This window comes from Massilia arenae (assembly GCF_008014745.1).
GTDB lineage: Bacteria > Pseudomonadota > Gammaproteobacteria > Burkholderiales > Burkholderiaceae_D > Telluria > Telluria arenae.
In genome coordinates, this window is record NZ_VPFD01000024.1 from 25,888 (window position 1) to 40,284 (window position 14,397).

Genomic DNA, 14,397 nt, shown 5'->3' on the forward strand with positions numbered 1-14,397 from the left:
ACGCATGACGATCGAAGTACAACATATCCGCAAGCAGTTCGGCCAGTTCACCGCGCTCGACGACGTCTCGCTGCAGTTCCCCGATGGCGAGCTGACCGCCTTGCTCGGCCCCTCGGGCTGCGGCAAGACCACGCTGCTGCGCATCATCGCCGGTCTCGAATACCCGGATTCCGGTTCCGTGCTGCTCGACGGCCAGGATTCCTCGCACCGCCACGTGCGCGAACGCCAGGTCGGCTTCGTGTTCCAGCACTATGCGCTGTTCAAGCACATGACCGTGTTCGAGAACGTCGCCTTCGGCCTGCGCGTCAAGCCGCGCAAGGATCGCCCGAGCGAATCGCAGATCCGCGAGAAAGTCAAAAAGCTGCTCGAGCTGGTGCAGCTCGACTGGATCGCCGACCGCTATCCGCCGCAGCTGTCGGGCGGCCAGCGCCAGCGCATCGCCCTGGCGCGCGCGCTCGCGGTCGAGCCACGCGTGCTGCTGCTGGATGAACCGTTCGGTGCGCTCGACGCCAAGGTGCGCAAGGAATTGCGCCGCTGGCTGCGCCGCCTGCACGACGACCTGCACGTGACCTCGATCTTCGTCACCCACGACCAGGAAGAGGCGCTCGAAGTGGCCGACCAGGTGGTCCTGATGAACAAGGGCCGCGTCGAGCAGCTGGGCAGCCCGGACCAGGTGTACAACAACCCGGCCTCGCCCTTCGTCTACGGCTTCCTGGGCAACGTCAACCTGTTCCACGGCCGCGTCACCGACGGCGTGCTGGCCAGCGGCGACGTGAGCTTCCAGGCGCCCCAGCATGCCGGCGTGCGCGATGGCGCCGGCATCGGCTACGTGCGTCCGCACGACCTGGACGTCGAGCGCTACACGCCTGGCGCCGCGGGCGTGGTGGCAAAACTGCGCCGCGCGCATGCGATCGGCCCGCTGGCCCAGCTCGACCTGGAGCGCGCCGACAACCAGCAGATCATCGAGGCGGTGATGCCGAACGAGCGCTTCGCCAGCCTGGGCCTCAAGGAAGGCGAGACGCTGGTCGTGCGTCCGCGCCGCATCGAAGTGTTCGTCGACGAAGGAAACGCGATATGAACTTCCAGCAGCTGCGCTCGGTCCGCGAAGCGGCCCGCCGCGATTTCAACCTGACCGAAGTCGCCAACGCCCTGTTCACCTCGCAGCCGGGCGTGTCGCGCCAGATCCGCGAACTCGAAGAGGAACTCGGCGTGGTCATCTTCGAGCGCAACGGCAAGCGCCTGACCGGCCTCACGCCGCCCGGCAAGGGCATCCTGCGCATCGTCGAAAAGCTGCTGGTCGAAGCCGAGAACCTGCAGCAGGCCAGCCGCGAATACGCCGCGCAAGACAGCGGCACGCTCACGGTCGCCGTGACCCACACCCAGGCGCGCTATGCGCTGCCGCAGGTGGTGCAGTCGTTCCGCGCCGCCTTCCCCAATGTGCGCATCGCCCTGCAGCAGAGCTCACCGGAACACATCGCCGAATGGGTGGCGTCGGGCAAGGCCGACGTCGGGATCGCAACCGAAGGCCTGTCGGCCTTCCCCGACCTGGTGTCCTTCCCGTGCTACCGCTGGAGCCACCTGATCGTGGCGCCCGAGGGGCATCCGATCTTCGCCAGCAAGACGCCGCTGCGCCTGGAAGACCTGGCCGAGCATCCTTTGATCACCTACGACGTCGGCTTCACCGGCCGCAGCCACATCGACGCGGCTTTCGTCGAAGCCGGACTGGCGCCGGACATCGTGCTCACCGCGATGGATTCGGACGTCATCAAGCAGTATGTGTCGCTGGGCCTGGGCGTGGGCATCGTGGCGTCGATGGCTTTCGATCACGGCCGCGACAAGGGGCTGCGCGCGATCGAGGCCTCGCACCTGTTCGCCCAGAACGTGACGCGCCTGGCGGTGCGCCGCGGCAGCTATCTGCGCGCGTATGCCTTCCACTTCATCGAGCGTTTCGCCCAGGGCTATACGCGGGCGGATATCGAGAAGGCGATCGCGACCGCCGACTGACGAACCAGCTGATGCCAGCCATGCAGATGAAGGCGGCATCGAAGGCGAGGAAAGAGCGGCCGCTGGTCCAGGCATTCACCAGCGGCAGGCTGGCCCACAGCGCGCCCGACACCAGCGCCAGTGCGCGCCAGCCCCGCGCCGCCGGGCGGCAGGCCGCATAGATTGCCGCCACGGCCCAGGCCAGGAAGAAGCAGTGGACTTCCCACTGCGCACGCGCCGCCAGCTCCAGCGGCAGCAGGCGGTTGGCCAGCATGAATGCCGCCACCGCGATCGACAGGCCGGCCACGCAGGCCACATTCCCCCGTTCGACCAGCAGCAGCCCGACGCCGGCTTGTTGCGCCTTTTGCCGGCGCTTGACCGCCCACAGCATCATGCCGGTCGCTACCATCGCGGCGCCGGCCAGGCTGCTCATGAAGTACAGCCAGCGCAGCAGGGGATCGGCAAAGCGCCCCAGGTGCAGCGCGTAGGCGCCGCCCCAGGTGCTGACTGCGGCGCTGCTGGTGTCGTGCGCCGTCAGCAGGGCGCCGCTGGCGCCATCGAACAGCAGCCAGGACGGTGCGACCGAGACCCGGTCGCCGTCGCCGCGCACGATCGCGATGCGCGCCGCGCTGGCGCCGGGATGGGTCACGACGATGCGTCCCACCTTGCCGGCGCCCCAGCGCGCGTCCGCCTGCGCCACCAGCGGCGCCAGCCCGGCCAGCGGCGCCGCGCTGCCAGTACGCGGCGGCGTATCGAAGCGCGGCTGCATCACCTTCGCCATTTCCGGGCGCGCCTGCTGCGCACCGAAGGCCGCCAGCGCCGGCCACGGCATGTAGAAGAACATCAGCGTCACCAGCCCGGTGTACAGGATCATCAGGTAGAACGGCAGCGACAGCACCGAGAAGCCGTTGTGCGCGTCGAGCCAGGAGCGCTGTCCCTTGCCCGGCCTGAAGGTGAAGAAGTCGCTGAAGATGCGGCGGTGGATGACGATCCCGCTCACCACGACGGCCAGCGACATGATCGTGCACAGGCCGACGATCCAGCGGCCGAGCGTGGCCGGCAGGTAGTGCAGCGAGAAGTGGAAGTAATAGAAGAATTCGCCGCCCTGGGTTGCGCGCGGCGTGAGCACGGCGCCGCTGGCGGGGTCGAGCAGCGCGCGTTCCCTGATGTTGCCACGCCCTTCGCCGCTCTCCCATGCGGCCTCGATCGCATTGGCGCGCGCGCCGGGCAGGACGACTTGCCACTGGTCGGCGTTAGCGCCTTGCCGCGCCAGCGTGTCGAGCGCGCGCTGCGCCGCCACGGCCTGGTCGAGCACGGCGGGCGGGGCCGGGATCTCGGGCCGCAGCCACTGCGTGAGCTCGTCGCGGTAGTAGCTGATGCCGCCGGTGACGAAGATGGCGAACAGCAGCCATCCGCCCAGCAGGCCGGCCCACAGGTGCAGGCCGGCCATCGACTGGCGCAGGCGCGCTGGCGCTGGCGCTGGTGCCGGCGCTGGTGCTGGACGAGTGGTCACGTCAGAAGCGATAGCTGGCGCTCACATTGGCGGTGCGCTCGGCGCTGCGATAGCAGAAACTACGGTCGCAATCGAACAGGACCTGCTTGTCGAACAGGTTGTTGAGGTTGACCGAGAAGCGCCATGGGCCGCGCTCGACGCCGAAGGCGGCATCGACCATGCCGTAGTCCGGATTGGTGAGGCCTTCATAGCCGTAGTCCTGGTAGGAGCGCGACTTGCCGTAGTAGCGCAGTCCCAGCGCGCCATAGGCTTGCACGGCGTCAAACAGCCTGAAGTCGTAGCGCGTCCACACCGAGGCGCTGTGCTTGACCGCGCCGGGTTGCCACAGGCCGCGGTCGCCGTAGTTGCTGCGCGTGATCTCGGTATCGAGCCAGGTGTATTGCGCCACCACGCTCAGGTTGCGCGAGATATTGGTGCGCGCCTCGAGCTCGAGGCCCTGCGATTCGACTTCGCCGGTCTGCACCGTGGCGGCCGGATCCTGCGGCGCGGCGGTCGTGACGTTCTGGCGCACGAGGTTGAAGACCGAGGCGGTGTACACCGTGGTGGCGTTTTCCGGCTGGTAGCGCAGGCCGGCCTCGAGCTGGCGGCCGGTAGACGGCTTGAGCAGCTCGCCGGTGACGTCGCGGCCGATCGTGGGCGTGAACGAGGTGGCGTAGCTGACATAAGGCGCCCAGCCGGAATCGAACAGGTAGACGCCGCCCAGGCGGCCGGTGGTCTTGCTGGCCGACTGGCGGTAGGCCAGGGTAGAGGTGCCGGCGGCCGGCAGCTCGCGCGTGTTCGAATTCCTGGCGCGGTCGTGGCGCAGGCCGGCGGTCACCACCCACTTGTCCCATTTCAGCTGGTCTTGCAGGTACAGGCCGGTCTGCTCGAGCGGATACACCTCGTTGCGTGGCGCGGCCGCCGGTACGATGGTCTCGTGCCCGCCGTAGACCGGCGCGTACAGGTCGAGGTTCGGCATCGGCGTGATCGCATACGGATAACGGTCGGTGGTCTTGTTGTCGGCGTAGTCGAGGCCGACCAGCACCTGGTGGGCCAGGGCGCCGGTCGTGAAGCTGGCCTGCAGGCGGGTATCGGCCTGCAGTCCGCGCCAGGCCGAACCGCGCGGATAGAACAGGCGCGTCACCGAGCGACCATCGGGCAGCAGCGCGCGCGGGAAGACGTTGGTCTCGTCGCGATCGAGTTCGGTGTAGCGCAGGTTTTGCTGCACCGTCCAGGTGTCGTTGAAGCGGTGCTCGAACTCGTAGCCGACCGCGTGGTTCTCGCGCTCCCAGCGGTTGTCGCGCCCGCCCAGGTTCACGCTGGCCGCCGGCTGGCCCAGCGGGTCGGGATTGCGCAGCTGGTTGGGCCAGGCATACGACTGGTCGTCCTTCTGGTATTGCGCCAGCAGGGTCAGGCGGGTGTCGGCGCTCGGCTGCCAGGTCAGGGCCGGCGCCACGTAGACACGGTCGTCGCTGTCGAGGTCCAGGCGAGTGCCCGATTCGCGCGCCAGCACCGTGAGCCGCCAGGTCCACTCGCCATGTTCATCGAGCGCGCCGCCGACGTCGGCCTTGAACTGCTTGCGGTCGTAGGTGCCGTATTCGACGCCGATCTCGCGTACGGCGTCGCGCGAGGGCCGCTTGGAGACGGCGTTGATCATGCCGCCCGGGGGCGACTGGCCGTACAGCACCGAGGCCGGACCGCGCAGCACTTCCAGGCGTTCCAGGCCATATGGTTCGATCGGCGCGGCATAGGCCCGGCCGGAAGTGAGCAGGCCGTCGCGGAAGATGCCGGCGGCGCCCAGGTCGAAACCGCGCAGCATCGAGAATTCATCGACCGCCCACGGTTTCATGTTCGGCGTCACGCCGGCCGTGTAGCGCAGCGCTTCGTCGAGCGTCTCGGCCTTGCGGCTGGCCAGTTCGTCGGCCGTGATCACCGACACCGATTGCGGGTTCTCGATCAGGCGCGTCAGGGTCTTGGTGGCGGTGCTGCTGCGCCTGGCGACGAAGCCGTCGACGTCGCCCGGTGCCTGCGTGCGGTCGGCCCGCACCAGCACCTTCGGCAGCGCCGGCAGGGTGGCCGAACGCGGCATGGCGGCGGCCGGCGCTGCCGGAGCCTGCTGCAGGATATAGCGGCCCTCGCCCTGCGATACGGCCTGCAGCCCGCTGCCGGCCAGCAGGCGCGACAGGGCCTCGTGTGGCGGCAGCATGCCTTGCACGCCGGGGCTGGAAACGTCGGCGGTGAGCGCGCCGTTGGCGGCGACGTAGACACCCGACTCGGCCGAGAAGCGCGCCAGCACGGCGTTCAGCGGGCCGGCCGCGATGCTGAAGTTGCGTGGCGCGGCTTGCTGGACCGGGGCGGCGTCGGCCGCGACGGCGGGCAGGGAAGAGGCGAACATGCTGCATGCCAGCAGGCGGGCGGCGAGGGCGGTTGGCGATCGTGTCATACGGGCTTTCGGAAAGGAGCAAGAATGAAGGTCTTCACCCTGCTTTCCGAACGGTGCGCAAAAAGGGGAACCAGATGCCGTATTATTTTTCCGGGCCGACGCTGACCCACCATGGCAACACCTGGCGCACCCGCACCGGTAGCGCCGCCTCCAGCATGGACAGCGCCTGGCCGGTGTCGTCGAGCGGGAAGGCGCCGACCACGCGCAGCCCGGCGATCGCCGGATCGCAGCCCAGGTGGCCATGCCGGTAGCGCGACAGTTCGGACAAAAACGCTTCGAGCGACAGGTCTTCGGCGATCAGCATGCCCCGCGTCCACGCGTCGCGCGTGGCCGGCAGTGCGACGGCGTCCGAGACGCCATCGCGCGTGAACGTGATCTCCTGGCCCGCCTCGACGACCAGCATGGGGCCATGCGCGTCGAACGGCGTGACCTCGACCCGGCCTTCGCTCACGCCAAGGCGCGAGCGGCCGTCGAATTGCCGCACCTGGAAGCGGGTGCCGAGCGCGCGCATGCTGCCCTGGCGGCTCCGCACCACCAGGGGACGGCGCGCATCCTGGCCGCTCTCGAGCAGGATCTCTCCCTGGTGCAGCACCACCAGGCGCAGCGCGTCGTCGAAGCGCTGGTCAACGACCGTGCCGGAGTCGAGCCAGAGCCGGGTGCCGTCGTCGAGCACCGTCTCGCTGCGTTCGCCCACGCCGACGCGGTGCGAGGCCGCGAGTCCGGCCAGCGCCACCTGCACCTGCTCCTGGCGCGCCATCTGCCAGCCAAGCCCCGTGGTGAGGGCGGCCAGTGCGAGCGTCTTGAGCAGCTTTCGGCGCTGGCGCTGTGCGCCGGAAGCGTGAAGGGCCGCGCTGGAAGCTTCCGGCGTCTGCCTGGCGATGGCGACGTTCTGGCTGATGGCTTCCACCCGTGCCCAGGCCTGCCGGTTGCCGGTATCGCGCGCCAGCCAGTCTTGCCAGTGCCGCCGTTCGGCATCGTCGACCGCGCCGGAGCGGAAGGTGGCGTACCACTCGGCCGCCTGCTCGAGACTGGCGTAGGGGATGTCCTGCGGCGCGGTCCGGGCGGGCATGCTCAGGCCAGCGCCGCGTGGAAGGACGATGCCGCCGTCAGGCAGTGCAGCATGGCCTGGGCCATGTATTTCTTGACCATGCGCTCCGACACCTGCAGCCGCGCGCCGATTTCGGCATACGTGAGATCGTGCAGGTGCGCCAGCAGGAAGGCCGCGCGCGGCTTGTCGGGCAGGGCGGCGAGGATGCGGTCGACCTCGACCAGGGTCTCGATGATGATGGCCTGGTGCTCGGCCGAGGGCTGCAGCGCGTCGGGACGGTCCATCATGGCGGCCAGCCAGGCGCGCTCGATGTCCTCGCGGCGCCAGTGGTCGATCACCAGCCCCCTGGCGATGGTGGTGAGATAGGCGCGCGGGTTGCGCTCGCCGTCCAGCGCGCGCGGGCGCACCAACAGGCGCAGGAAGGTGTCCTGGACCAGGTCCTCGGCCGTGAAACCGCAGCCCAGCTTGCGGCGCAACCATGCCTGCAGCCAGCCGTGGTGGTCGGCGTAGAGCATGGCCAGCTGGGGTTGCGCGACGGTGTCAAGACCCGCCATCCGGGTAGTCCTTTAATAATTGAGAATGGTTCTCATTATTATATAGGTCTTGGCGAAGTCAATAAAAATTCATGCCAGAGGCACGTAGGAGCCGGTTTTGAGGCAACGCAAAGCGACGGACGTCTGGAAGCGCTGCACATTGTCGTCGCCGCCGAACAGCCGTTGCGCGATGTCCTCGAAGTCGAGCATCGTGGCGGCGGAGATCATCAGCAAGAAGTCGGTCTCCCCCGTAATCATGTAGCACTGCTGGACCGCCGGCTCGGCCATGATTCGCTGGCGCATTCCTTCGGTACGCTGAGGGTGCTCGTCGTGCACGCGCACCGAGACAGTCAACAGTAGCGGGCGCCCGAGCCGATTGGCATCCAGGATGGCAAGCTCGGCCTGGATGACTCCGCTCTCGCGCAGTCGCTGGATGCGGCGCTGGACGGCCGGCGCCGAGAGATTGACGGTTTTGGCGATCTCTCGCTGCGAGACCGTGTTGTCGCGCTGCAGAAGGTCGAGGATGGCCAGGTCGAATTTGTCCAGGCCTGGAAGGGGCGGTAGCATCATCCGAGAGCGAAAGTTGCGCGAGGAGGGTTGAACAAGAGTGCAAATATCGATTCTACCGCACTAGAATTTCGTGATGTCCTCCTATAAATCCCACCCACTCGTTCCGATACTGTCGGTGTTTGGCTCGATCACGTTTCTCTGCCTGGGTACGTCACTGGCAAAGCACACCTTGTTTCCGCTATTCGGTGCACAAGGGACGACCGCGATCCGCGTCGGTTTTTCAGCACTCCTGCTGCTTGCGGTCTGGCGCCCATGGCGTCAGGCGATATCGCGAACCGACGCCGGCACGCTCATTTGTTACGGTGTTGCCCTGGGCTTGTTGAACCTGTGTTTTTACTTGTCGCTCCGTACCATTCCGTTCGGTGTCGCGGTGGCGATCGAGTTCTCCGGGCCGCTGGCGGTAGCCTTGTTCTCGTCACGCCGGCCCCTGGATTTTGCCTGGATTCTGGTGGCAGTGATGGGCCTTGGATTGCTTCTCCCGATGGGGAACACGGTAAGCGAACTCGATCCCGTCGGCGTGATGTATGCGCTGGCGGCAGCGGTGTTTTGGGCTGGCTATATTCTGTGTGGCAGACGAATGGAACATCTGCACGCGGGACACTCGGTCGCTCTGGGACTGGCGGTAGCTGCCCTGGTGGTCGTGCCCGTCGGGCTTCCCTATATCGGAACCGCGCTGTTTTCGCCCTGGGTGTTCGCAGTTGGCCTGTGTGTGGCGATCGCTTCCAGCGCGATTCCGTTTTCGCTTGAAATGATCGCTCTCAAACGGCTGCCGCCGCAGGCTTTTGGCGTCATGATCAGCATGGAGCCGGCGCTCGCGGCATTGCTGGCGCTGGTACTGCTGGATGAACGACTGAGCTCGCTCCAATGGTTGGCAATCGGTTTGATCGCCCTGGCGTCGGCAGGCAGCAGCGTCACGGTGCGCAGGACGGGAAACAGCTCACCGGGCAGCCGCACCTCGTTTGCCGAATAAAGTCAGCGGTCCGGCAAAATACACGCCGGCGCCGTTCGCTCATTGACCTGGATTCGTGATCCGGCCGTGGATCTCGTCGATCCGTTTGACCACCTCATCGCTGAGCACGATCTGCGCCGCATCGATGTTTTCCTCGAGCTGCGCCAGCGTGGTCGCCCCGACGATGGTCGAACCCATGAACCAGCGCGAATAGCACCACGCCAGCGCCATCTGCGCCGGCGTCAAGCCATGCTCGCGCGCCAGCGCCGCGTACTCGCGGGTCGCGTCGAACACCGCCGGTCGCAGATAGCGCGGGCTCCAGGTGGGCGGATAGATTGTCAGGCGGCCGCGCGCCCGCGGGTCGTCGACGTACTTGGCGCTCAGCTGGCCGAATGCCAGCGGGCTGTAGGCCAGCAGGCTGACGTCTTCGCGGTAGCAGACTTCGTCCAGCAAGGTGGTCTCGAAGGCGCGCGCGGTCAGGTTGTACAGATTCTGGATGGTGGCGATGCGCGGCAGGCCGTGGATCTCGGCCTGCTTGACGAACTCGCACACGCCCCACGGGCTTTCGTTCGACACGCCGATGTGGCGGATCTTGCCCTCCCTGACCAGGTCGGCCAGGGCGCGCAGCGTCTCTTCGATCGCCACGCCGTTGCGTTCCTTGCGCGGATCGAACTGGTTCGCGCCGAAGATCGGCACGTTGCGGCTCGGCCAGTGCAACTGGTAGAGGTCGATGTAGTCGGTCTGCAGACGCTGCAGGCTGGCGTCGACGGCCGCGCGCAGGTTGGCGGCGTCGTGGTTGTGTTTTGAACCGCGGATCCAGGCCTGGCTGCCGTTCGGGCCGGCGATCTTGGTCGCCAGCACCAGCTTGTCGCGGCCGCCGCGCGCCTTGAGCCAGGAGCCGATGAAGCGCTCGGTCGAGCCCTGGGTCGCCGCGTTCGGCGGCACCGGATACAGCTCGGCGGTATCGATGAAGTTGATGCCGCGCTCGAGGGCGTAGTCCAGCTGGGCGTGCGCGTCCTGCTCGGTATTCTGCTCGCCGAAGGTCATCGTGCCGAGGCAGACGGTGCTCACCTCGAGGTCGGTACGGCCCTGTGTCTTGCGTTGCATGTTCACTTCTTCTTTTTCTTTTCGCGCAGCGCATCGGCGCATTCGCGCACCAGGCCCGGGCCGGCGTAGATCAGGCCACTGTACAGCTGTACCAGCTTGGCGCCGGCCTCGATCTTGGCCTTGGCGTCCGGGCCGCGCATGATGCCGCCCACGCCGATGATCGGGATGTCGTCGCGCAGCTCGGTCTTGAGCGCGCGGATCACGATGTTCGATTGCTCGAACACCGGCGCGCCGGAGAGGCCGCCGGCCTGCTGCGCATGCTTCATGCCTTCGACGTCGCGCCGGTTGAGCGTGGTGTTGGTGGCGATCACGCCGTCGATCTTGTGGCGCAGCAGGGCGCCGGCGATGTCGCGGATCTGGTCGCCGTCGACGTCGGGCGCGATCTTGAGCGTGATCGGCACGTAGTGGCCGTGGTGGTCGGCCAGCTTGGTCTGCTCCGCCTTCAGCTGCGCCAGCAGGTCGTCCAGTTCAGACGCGCCCTGCAGCTGGCGCAGGTTCTTGGTATTGGGCGACGAGATGTTGACCGTCACATAGCTCGCATACGGGTACACCTTGCGCAGGCAGTGCAGGTAATCCTCGGCCGCGCGTTCGATCGGCGTGTCGGCGTTCTTGCCGATGTTCAGGCCCAACACGCCGCGGCGTTCCTGGTAGAAGCGCGAGGCCTGCACATTGGCCACGAAGGCGTCGACGCCGCCGTTGTTGAAGCCCATGCGGTTGATGATGCCGCGCGCGCGCGGCAGGCGGAAGATGCGCGGCTTGGGGTTGCCGGCCTGGCCGCGCGGGGTCACAGTGCCGATCTCGATCGAGCCGAAGCCGAGGGCGGCCAAGCCGTCGATGTAGGCGCCATCCTTGTCCAGGCCGGCGGCCAGGCCGACCGGGTTGGGGAAGGTGATGCCCATGACGGTGCGCGGGTCGGGCAGGGGCTTCCTGAACGCCCCCGTCAGGCCGAGCGCGCCTGCCCGCCGCAGCATGGGCAGGGTCAGGTTGTGGGCCGTCTCCGGATCGAGGGAGAACAGTGCGGGGCGAACGAGGGTGTACAGGAATTTATCGGGCATGGGGAACTCAGTTAAGTTTTCCCCATCATTTTAACTTGACGCGCTGCGGCAAACGTATTCGTGTGTCAATGACTTTGTTAGCACATGTATCACAAGCGGCAAGGGCGGCCTGGAATGCTAGCGCTGCAGCACACCCCATTCGCCGTCAATGCGGGCTTCGAGCGGCCGGAAGTTGATCTTGTAGGCCATCTTGGGGCTCTGTTCGATCCAGTACCCGAGATAGACATAGGACAGTCCGAGCTCGTGGGCCTGGTTCACCTGCCACAGGATGTTGTAGGTGCCGTAGGAGGCATTCTCGACGTCGGGATCGAAGAAGGTATAGACCGACGACAGGCCGTCGGACAGCACGTCGATGATCGACACCATGCGCAGGGTGCCGTCGCGCTCGCGGAATTCGACCAGGCGCGTGTTGACGCGGCTTTGCAGCAGGAACTGGGCATATTGGTCGCGGCTGTCCTGGTCCATGCCGCCGCCCACGTGGCGCGTGGTCTGGTAGCGCAGGTAGAGCGCGTAGTGCTCGTCGGAGAAGGCCAGGTTGGCCACCATCGCGACCAGGTCGCCATGGCGCTTCCAGGCGCGGCGCTGGGTGCGGTTGGGCGTGAAGTCCTCGCACTTGACGCGCACCGGGATGCAGGCCTGGCAGCCGTCGCAGTAGGGGCGGTAAGTGAAGATGCCGCTGCGCCGGAAGCCGTTCTTGACCAGTTCGGAATATACGTCGGCGTTGATGAGGTGCGACGGTGTGGCGACCTGCGAACGCGCCTGGCGCGCGTCGAGATAGCTGCAGGGATAGGGCGCCGTCGTGTAGAACTGCAGCGTCGCGAATGGCAGGTCGTGTAGGTGCGTCATGCAAAAAACTCTCGAGACGACGTGTGATGAACCTATTCTAGCGAAAACCCGCGCGCGATACCGTTAGCCATCCAACGGTATCGCGGGCGAGTTGCCGGATCGGTCGGGCGCCGCGGCTGATGCTGCGGGCGTTACGGAAGCTGCGGACGGTATGTCGTCCCGCGCCGCGAACGGCGGGCCGACCGTCCAGTCGCCGATAGGCGGCTCAGCGATTGCGGCGCGCAGGTGCTCCAGGAAGCGGCTGCGCGGGATCGGCGCCGCGCCGAGCGAGGCCAGGTGGCCGGTCTCCTGCTGGCAGTCGACCATCCGCACGCCGTGCCGGCGCAGGAAAGCCACCAGGTAGGCCAGCGCGACCTTGGAAGCGTCGGACACGCGCGCGAACATCGATTCGCCATAGAACATGCGGCCTATGCAGACGCCATAGGCGCCGCCGACCAGTTCGCCGTCGAGCCAGACTTCGGACGAGTGGGCATAGCCCAGCGCGTGCAGGCCGCTGTAGCCGTCGACGATCTCGTCCGAGATCCAGGTGCCGGGGCCGTCGCGGCGCGGCGCGGCGCAGGCGCGCATGACGTCGCTGAAGGCGGAGTCGAAGCGCACGTCCCAACGGCCCCCGGCTAGGCGGCTGCGCTCGACCTTGCGCAGCGTCTTGGCCAGGCTATCGCTTACCTTGAAGTCGGCCGTGTACAGCACCATGCGCGGGTCGGTGCTCCACCACAGGATGGGCTGGCCTTCGGAAAACCAGGGAAAGATGCCGTTGCGGTAAGCCTGCAGCAGGCGCGGCGGCGACAGGTCGGCGCCGGCCGCGAGCAGGCCCGGCGCTTCGACCGTCAATGCCTTGGATACGTCGGGAAACGGCGTATCGGTCTCGAGCCAGGGAATCATCTCAGTCCGGTTCGCGTGGGGCGATCATCGGGCGATGGATGTCGCGGCTGTGAAAGCCAAAGGCGCCCCCCTCGCGCACTTTGATCCGGTCGGCGAAGAACAGTTCCAGCGTGCTGCGGATGGTGGGGAAGGCCAGGTCGTCCCACGGGATTTCGTCTTCGGTGAATAATTGGACGTCGAGGCTTTCGATGCCGGCCGCGAAATCGAGGTCGAGCAGGCGCGCGCGGTAGAACAGGTGGACCTGGTGCACGTGGGCCACGTTGAGCAGGGTGAACAAAGGCCCGAGCTCGACGTTGGCGCCGGCTTCTTCCTCGGTCTCGCGCACGGCGGCCTGTTCGGTGGTCTCCTCGTTTTCCATGAAGCCGGCCGGCAGGGTCCAGTAGCCGTAGCGCGGCTCGATGGCGCGCTTGCACAGCAAGACCTGGATGTTGCCTTCGCGCTCCCAGACGGGGATCGAGCCGACGACGAGTTTCGGATTCTGGTAATGGATCGTGTTGCAATGGGTGCAGACGTAGCGCGGCCGGTTGTCGCCTTCGGGGATGGAAAGCAGCACGGGGTGGGCGCACTCGGAGCAGAATTTCATGGTCGTGTGACGAATTGGTATTGGCATTACTTTACACCGAATGCGGCGGCGGTAGGGCAGTGCCCGGGTGGTGAGCAGGGCCTGTTTGGCGCAGGCCATGAGTTATATCGTGTTGCAATCGCACATGGGCGCAGTATTGCATTTGCCTAATGAGGTGAATGGGCGTATAATTCATTTCACAGACGCGGGGTGGAGCAGTCTGGCAGCTCGTCGGGCTCATAACCCGAAGGTCACAGGTTCAAATCCTGTCCCCGCAACCAGATTCAAAGCCGCTGATTCGCAAGAGTCAGCGGCTTTTTCGTTTTTCAGGCCGACATTTTTCATGTCTGGCAACTACCTTTCCCCGTCTTAACGGCCTCGACGCAGGTCAAACCCGCTCGTCTCTGCTGCAATGCACACGAGCCCGCCCTGTCCAACCCTGCGAACCGCCGCGCGCATGCGCCATGGCGACATTCAGGGGCGATGACCATGATCGATGTAGACGACATCAACGAGGCCTGGGGCTGGGTCGGCATGAGCGCCGTCGAAGTTCTCGGGGCCAATGCCTTCGGCAACCTCATCATCCGCGACGAGGACGACCATTTCTGGTGCCTGCGTCCGCAAGAACTGGTGTGCGAGCCGCTGGCGCGCAGCCGCGCCGCGCTCGATGCGCTGGCCTACAACCAGGATTTCCTCAACGACTGGTATATGCCCGAGGCGGTGCGGCTGGCCGAAGCCGCGCTGGGGCCGCTGACCGAAGGGCGCAAATACTGTCTCAAGATTCCCAGCGCGCTGGGCGGGAATTATGGCTGCGACAATCTCGCCACCGTGCCGCTGGCTGAGCTCATCCGGTTCTCGGGCGAGGGCGCGCAGCAGTTCGATGGTTTGCCGCGCTGGTGCTGAGCGCCATGCCGGCGTCTTTCGGCC

Annotated in this window: 14 protein-coding genes and 1 tRNA gene; 5 read left to right on the forward strand and 10 right to left on the reverse strand. The window is 66.6% G+C overall.

Annotated features, from left to right (window positions below; all coding sequences use genetic code 11):
- The first annotated feature begins 4 nt into the window (after positions 1–4).
- Positions 5–1,078, forward strand: coding sequence for a sulfate/molybdate ABC transporter ATP-binding protein (locus FVD38_RS19605; RefSeq protein WP_123069117.1), 1,074 nt, complete (start codon positions 5–7; stop codon positions 1,076–1,078).
- Positions 1,075–2,004, forward strand: coding sequence for a CysB family HTH-type transcriptional regulator (locus FVD38_RS19610; protein WP_147936372.1), 930 nt, complete (start codon positions 1,075–1,077; stop codon positions 2,002–2,004). Before FVD38_RS19605 ends, FVD38_RS19610 begins: the two co-directional genes overlap by 4 nt.
- On the opposite strand, the gene FVD38_RS19615 is transcribed toward FVD38_RS19610, so the two are convergent.
- From FVD38_RS19615 to FVD38_RS19635, 5 genes are all read right to left on the reverse strand, one after another.
- Complete coding sequence (locus FVD38_RS19615) at positions 1,937–3,496, reverse strand: PepSY-associated TM helix domain-containing protein (protein ID WP_147936373.1); 1,560 nt, start codon at positions 3,494–3,496, stop codon at positions 1,937–1,939. The two genes, FVD38_RS19610 and FVD38_RS19615, sit on opposite strands and share 68 nt — an antisense overlap.
- Position 3,497: 1 nt before the next feature.
- A complete protein-coding gene (locus tag FVD38_RS19620; protein WP_229493848.1) occupies positions 3,498–5,918 on the reverse strand; it encodes a TonB-dependent siderophore receptor in 2,421 nt (806 codons plus the stop codon).
- Positions 5,919–6,000: 82 nt separating this feature from the next.
- The gene (locus FVD38_RS19625; protein ID WP_147936374.1) at positions 6,001–6,987 is read right to left on the reverse strand and encodes a FecR domain-containing protein; all 987 of its coding nucleotides are present in this window, start codon (positions 6,985–6,987) and stop codon (positions 6,001–6,003) included.
- A 2-nt stretch (positions 6,988–6,989) separates the two neighbouring features.
- Positions 6,990–7,520: a sigma-70 family RNA polymerase sigma factor gene (locus tag FVD38_RS19630; RefSeq protein WP_147936375.1), complete on the reverse strand. Its 531-nt coding sequence runs from the start codon at positions 7,518–7,520 to the stop codon at positions 6,990–6,992.
- A 69-nt stretch (positions 7,521–7,589) separates the two neighbouring features.
- Positions 7,590–8,069, reverse strand: a complete 480-nt coding sequence (locus tag FVD38_RS19635) for an Lrp/AsnC family transcriptional regulator (RefSeq protein ID WP_187271652.1) — start codon at positions 8,067–8,069, stop codon at positions 7,590–7,592.
- Between the two features lie 73 nt (positions 8,070–8,142).
- Here FVD38_RS19635 and FVD38_RS19640 point away from each other — a divergent pair, with 73 nt between their 5' ends.
- Positions 8,143–9,039: an EamA family transporter gene (locus FVD38_RS19640; protein WP_147936376.1), complete on the forward strand. Its 897-nt coding sequence runs from the start codon at positions 8,143–8,145 to the stop codon at positions 9,037–9,039.
- Between the two features lie 39 nt (positions 9,040–9,078).
- Here FVD38_RS19640 and FVD38_RS19645 read toward each other — a convergent pair whose 3' ends face one another.
- The 5 genes from FVD38_RS19645 to FVD38_RS19665 all read right to left on the reverse strand — a co-directional run bounded on the left by FVD38_RS19645 (position 9,079) and on the right by FVD38_RS19665 (position 13,491).
- Positions 9,079–10,125, reverse strand: a complete 1,047-nt coding sequence (locus FVD38_RS19645) for an aldo/keto reductase (RefSeq protein ID WP_147936377.1) — start codon at positions 10,123–10,125, stop codon at positions 9,079–9,081.
- Positions 10,126–10,127: 2 nt separating this feature from the next.
- Positions 10,128–11,180 carry a quinone-dependent dihydroorotate dehydrogenase gene (locus FVD38_RS19650; protein ID WP_147936378.1) on the reverse strand — a complete coding sequence of 351 codons (1,053 nt, stop codon included), beginning with the start codon at positions 11,178–11,180 and terminating at the stop codon, positions 10,128–10,130.
- Between the two features lie 117 nt (positions 11,181–11,297).
- Complete coding sequence (locus FVD38_RS19655; protein ID WP_147936379.1) at positions 11,298–12,026, reverse strand: arginyltransferase; 729 nt, start codon at positions 12,024–12,026, stop codon at positions 11,298–11,300.
- Positions 12,027–12,089: 63 nt separating this feature from the next.
- A complete protein-coding gene (gene aat, locus FVD38_RS19660; protein WP_147936380.1) occupies positions 12,090–12,908 on the reverse strand; it encodes a leucyl/phenylalanyl-tRNA--protein transferase in 819 nt (272 codons plus the stop codon).
- Between the two features lies 1 nt (position 12,909).
- Entirely contained in the window at positions 12,910–13,491 is a 582-nt protein-coding gene (locus FVD38_RS19665; protein WP_147936381.1) for an NUDIX hydrolase, read from the reverse strand.
- 183 nt (positions 13,492–13,674) lie between these two features.
- Here FVD38_RS19665 and FVD38_RS19670 point away from each other — a divergent pair.
- Together FVD38_RS19670 and FVD38_RS19675 are read left to right on the forward strand one after the other, a co-directional pair.
- Positions 13,675–13,751, forward strand: a tRNA-Met gene (locus tag FVD38_RS19670).
- A gap of 208 nt (positions 13,752–13,959) precedes the next feature.
- A complete protein-coding gene (locus FVD38_RS19675) occupies positions 13,960–14,373 on the forward strand; it encodes a T6SS immunity protein Tdi1 domain-containing protein (protein WP_147936382.1) in 414 nt (137 codons plus the stop codon).
- The last annotated feature ends 24 nt before the right edge of the window (positions 14,374–14,397 follow it).

Coding starts and splice junctions, on each gene's coding strand:
- FVD38_RS19605 (WP_123069117.1), top strand. CDS start 5: ATGACGATCGAAGTACAACATATCCGCAAGCAGTTCGGCCAGTTCACC.
- FVD38_RS19610 (WP_147936372.1), top strand. CDS start 1,075: ATGAACTTCCAGCAGCTGCGCTCGGTCCGCGAAGCGGCCCGCCGCGAT.
- FVD38_RS19620 (WP_229493848.1), bottom strand. CDS start 5,918: ATGACACGATCGCCAACCGCCCTCGCCGCCCGCCTGCTGGCATGCAGC.
- FVD38_RS19625 (WP_147936374.1), bottom strand. CDS start 6,987: ATGCCCGCCCGGACCGCGCCGCAGGACATCCCCTACGCCAGTCTCGAG.
- FVD38_RS19630 (WP_147936375.1), bottom strand. CDS start 7,520: ATGGCGGGTCTTGACACCGTCGCGCAACCCCAGCTGGCCATGCTCTAC.
- FVD38_RS19635 (WP_187271652.1), bottom strand. CDS start 8,069: ATGATGCTACCGCCCCTTCCAGGCCTGGACAAATTCGACCTGGCCATC.
- FVD38_RS19640 (WP_147936376.1), top strand. CDS start 8,143: ATGTCCTCCTATAAATCCCACCCACTCGTTCCGATACTGTCGGTGTTT.
- FVD38_RS19645 (WP_147936377.1), bottom strand. CDS start 10,125: ATGCAACGCAAGACACAGGGCCGTACCGACCTCGAGGTGAGCACCGTC.
- FVD38_RS19650 (WP_147936378.1), bottom strand. CDS start 11,180: ATGCCCGATAAATTCCTGTACACCCTCGTTCGCCCCGCACTGTTCTCC.
- FVD38_RS19655 (WP_147936379.1), bottom strand. CDS start 12,026: ATGACGCACCTACACGACCTGCCATTCGCGACGCTGCAGTTCTACACG.
- aat (WP_147936380.1), bottom strand. CDS start 12,908: ATGATTCCCTGGCTCGAGACCGATACGCCGTTTCCCGACGTATCCAAG.
- FVD38_RS19665 (WP_147936381.1), bottom strand. CDS start 13,491: ATGAAATTCTGCTCCGAGTGCGCCCACCCCGTGCTGCTTTCCATCCCC.
- FVD38_RS19675 (WP_147936382.1), top strand. CDS start 13,960: ATGATCGATGTAGACGACATCAACGAGGCCTGGGGCTGGGTCGGCATG.